This window comes from Ruminococcus sp. RTP21359st1_H3_RTP21359_211015 (assembly GCF_040909065.1).
Lineage (GTDB): Bacteria > Bacillota > Clostridia > Oscillospirales > Ruminococcaceae > Hominimerdicola > Hominimerdicola aceti.
Map to the genome: position 1 here is coordinate 1,491 of NZ_JBDGDD010000057.1, position 3,878 is coordinate 5,368.

Consider the following 3,878-nt stretch of genomic DNA (forward strand, 5'->3'; position numbering starts at 1 on the left):
GTTGTCATATCTGCCTTGGAGCAATAATAAAAGGCGAAAATAGGATCGCAGTGCTGAGCAAAATAGAAGCCGGAGAAGTTGTGCAGCTTAGACAGTATCCTGTGAATAAATGATTTTACCAAAGGTCGTGGCTGACCTCAGGAGGAAAGTATATGGAACATAATTTTAAATGGAAAAATGACGGCAGAACAAAGGTAATGATCGGCTGCGGCACCCGCCCTGAGATCATTCGCCTGGCGGCTGTAATAAGAAGATGCCGTGAGTATTTTGATACCTGCGTTGTGTATTACAATCAGAACTGGGACCGTAACCTCAGTACAGTTTTCTGGGAGGATTTCGAGCTGAAAAACACTTTCGGCGAGTTCGGCCCTGATATTCTTGTTCCTGTAGTAGGCGATAATCTGGGCGTTACCTGCGGAAATATTCTCGGCAGGAGCTATGAACTGCTTTCAGAATTGCAGCCTGACGCCTATCTTGTCCTTGGAGATACAAACAGCTGTCTGTCAGCTATCTCCGCTAAAAGACTTCATATCCCGCTTTTCCATATGGAAGCAGGAAACAGATGTAAGGACGAGTGCCTCCCGGAGGAAACAAACAGAAGAATAGTTGACGTTATCTCTGACGTAAACCTTTGCTATTCTGAGTTTGCAAGAAAGTATCTTGCGGATACAGGACTTCCAAAGGAAAGAACATATATGACAGGCTCGCCTATGGCGGAAGTCCTTCGTGGTAATCTGGATAAGATTCAGGCTTCTGACGTTCTTGAACGTATGGGTCTTGAAAAGGATAAGTATATTCTTCTTTCTGCACACAGAGAGGAGAATATCGACACAGAAAAGAACTTTACAAGTCTGTTTACTGCAATAAACGCACTGGCTGAAAAGTATGATATGCCAATATTGTATTCCTGCCACCCGCGTTCAAAGCATAGACTTGAAAAAAGCGGCTTTAAGCTCGACCCTAGAGTAAGAGTAAACGAGCCGCTGGGATTCAATGACTATAACTGTTTGCAGATGAATGCCCTTGCTATAGTTTCAGACTCAGGCACGCTTCCTGAGGAGAGCAGCTTCTATCTTTCAATAGGTCACCCTATCGCAGCAGTTTGTATCCGTACTTCTACCGAGCGCCCTGAAGCACTTGAAGCAGGGGACTTTATCCTTGCAGGAATTACAACAAAAGAGCTGCTCAATGCTACAGATATGGCTATCGAAATGAAGCAGAAAGGCGTTCTCGGCAAGCCGTGTCCTGACTATGTGGACGAAACAGTATCAATGAAAGTCGTAAGGATCATTCAGGGATATGTTAATGTAGTCAACAAAATGGTCTGGAGAAAAGATCAGTAAGGAACGTGAAAATATGAAGATATTGGTTACAGGCGCAAAGGGCATGGTTGGAACAGCCCTTGTGAATAATCTGAAAAATATCAGAGATAACAAAAATCGAACAAGACCGAATATTTCTGTTGAAGAAATATATGAGTATGATATAGATTCCACAAAGGAACAGCTTGACGAGTATTGCAAGGAAGCAGACTTTGTTTTCAACCTTGCAGGGGTAAACCGTCCTGAGAATACTGAGGACTTCATGAAAGGGAACTTTGGTTTTGCGTCACAGCTTCTTGATACTCTGAAAAAGTATGATAACAAGGCAACTATCATGCTCTCATCTTCCATACAGGCAACGCTCATAGGTCGTTATGACGGAGAATACGGCAGAAGCAAGCTTGCAGGTGAAGAGCTTTTCCGGAAATATGCCGCAGAAACAGGAGCAAAGGTCGCAATATATAGGTTTCCTAACCTTATGGGTCATTCAAGACCAAAGTACAATTCTTTTGTATCAACACTTTGCTACTGCGTGGCTAATGACGAGCCGTATTCCATAAACGACAGAGCAAGTGAGCTGGAGCTTCTTTACATTGATGACCTTGTTGAGGGTATGTTTGATCTTCTTGAGGGTAAGGAAAAGCATTGCGAGTTTGACGGCGTAATGCCTGTCGCAAATGATAAGGGCAGATATTGTTATGTGCCTGTTACTCATAAGGTAACTTTGGGCGAGGTGGTAGATCTTCTTGAAGAATTTAAGCAGCAGCCTAAGACCCTGCTTATGCCTAAAATGCCAAAGGGCTCTTTTGCCAAGAAACTGTATAGTTTGTATCTGACTTATCTTCCTGCAGATAAATTCAAGTATGCGCTGAAAATGAATGTAGATAACAGAGGCAGTTTTACTGAGCTTGTTCATACAGAGGATTGCGGACAGTTAAGTATAAATATAAGCAAGGCGGGCATCACAAAGGGTCAGCATTGGCACAACTCAAAATGGGAGCTTTTCATAGTTGTCCACGGTCATGGTCTGATACAGGAGCGTAACATAAACACAGGAGAGAAAGTTGAATTTGAGGTCAGTGGTGATAAGATCGAGGCTATCCACATGATACCTGGCTGGACCCATAACATTATCAATCTCAGTGATACTGAGGATCTTGTTACTGTTATGACCTGCAATGAGATATTTGATCCAAGTCACCCTGATACTTTTGGGGAGCCTGTGTAATGTCAGAATACATAAAATCCCTCCGCCAGCACCTAGGCCACACCCCTCTGCTGCAGGTGGGAGCAAGCGTAATAGTAATAAACGAAGCAGGCCAAATGCTCATGCAGCAGAGAACAGACTGCGGAAGCTGGGGATATGCAGGCGGCTCGGTGGAGCTTGGTGAGTCTGTTGAGCAAACAGCTGAAAGAGAGCTTTTTGAGGAAACAGGTCTTAAAGCACAAAAGCTCGAACTGCTTGGCGTCTATTCAGGCGAAAAAATGCAGTATACTTACCCAAACGGCGATAAGGTGTCAAACGTTGATATCGTCTACACCTGCCACGAGTATACAGGCGAGCTTAAAATGCAGGCTTCTGAGGTGTCGCAGCTTAAATTTATTGATATCTGCGACCTGCCGGAGGATATTTTTCCTCCAAATAGACCTGCTATAGAAGATTACATCAATAAAAATAAAACTTAAAGGAGACACTGTTATGTGCGGAATTGTTGGATTTACTGGAAATAACGAGGCAGCCCCGATCCTCTTGGACGGCCTGTCTAAGCTTGAGTATAGAGGCTATGACTCTGCCGGTATCGCTGTAAGAAATGGTGACGCAGAGCCTGAGATCGTAAAGGCTAAAGGTAAGCTGAAAGTCCTAAAGGAAATGACTAACGACGGCAAAGCTGTAAAAGGTGCCTGCGGTATAGGCCATACCCGTTGGGCTACCCATGGCGAGCCGTCAACTGTAAACGCCCACCCTCATTGCAGCGACGATGAAAATGTTATCGCCGTACATAACGGTATTATCGAAAACTATCAGGAGCTTCGTGAAAAGCTTATCAAAAAAGGATATACCTTTAAGTCTGAAACTGATACCGAGGTTGCCGTAAAGCTTATTGACTATTATTACAAAAAGTACCTGGGTACTCCTGTTGACGCTCTTAATCACGCCCTTGTCCGTATCCGTGGCTCTTATGCCCTCGCTGTTATGTTCAAGGACTATCCCGGTGAGATATATGCCGCAAGAAAAGACAGCCCTATGATAATAGGAGTTACAGGCGGCGAAAGCTACCTCGCCTCTGATGTCCCTGCAATACTTAAGTATACAAGAAATGTCTACTATATAGGCAATATGGAGCTTGCAAAACTTACAAAGGGCGCAGTTGCTTTCTACAATCTCGATGGCGAAGAAATACAGAAAGAAATGAAAACTATCGAGTGGGACGCAGAAGCTGCAGAAAAAAGCGGCTATGAGCATTTTATGCTCAAAGAGATACACGAACAGCCAAAGGTGATAAAGGATACTATCAATTCTGTCCTTACAGATGGAAATATAAGCTTTGAAAGCGT

The 3,878-nt window shown here is 43.8% G+C and carries 3 protein-coding genes and 1 pseudogene; all 4 read left to right on the forward strand.

Annotation, left to right across the window (positions count from 1 at the left end; genetic code table 11):
* Window positions 1-152: 152 nt before the first annotated feature.
* Entirely contained in the window at window positions 153-1,343 is a 1,191-nt protein-coding gene (locus AB5Z01_RS13325; RefSeq protein WP_022286574.1) for a UDP-N-acetyl glucosamine 2-epimerase, read from the forward strand.
* Between the two features lie 13 nt (window positions 1,344-1,356).
* A complete protein-coding gene (locus AB5Z01_RS13330; protein ID WP_368365604.1) occupies window positions 1,357-2,550 on the forward strand; it encodes an NAD-dependent epimerase/dehydratase family protein in 1,194 nt (397 codons plus the stop codon).
* Window positions 2,550-3,008, forward strand: a complete 459-nt coding sequence (locus AB5Z01_RS13335) for an NUDIX hydrolase (protein ID WP_195551367.1) — start codon at window positions 2,550-2,552, stop codon at window positions 3,006-3,008. The genes AB5Z01_RS13330 and AB5Z01_RS13335 overlap by 1 nt, the downstream gene beginning before the upstream one ends.
* Window positions 3,009-3,021: 13 nt before the next feature.
* A pseudogene (locus tag AB5Z01_RS13340) lies at window positions 3,022-3,878 on the forward strand (glutamine--fructose-6-phosphate aminotransferase); the annotation flags it as partial.

Excerpts from the sequence above, each read along its gene's own strand:
- AB5Z01_RS13330 (WP_368365604.1), top strand. The coding sequence starts at position 1,357 with ATGAAGATATTGGTTACAGGCGCAAAGGGCATGGTTGGAACAGCCCTT.
- AB5Z01_RS13335 (WP_195551367.1), top strand. The coding sequence starts at position 2,550 with ATGTCAGAATACATAAAATCCCTCCGCCAGCACCTAGGCCACACCCCT.
- AB5Z01_RS13325 (WP_022286574.1), top strand. The coding sequence starts at position 153 with ATGGAACATAATTTTAAATGGAAAAATGACGGCAGAACAAAGGTAATG.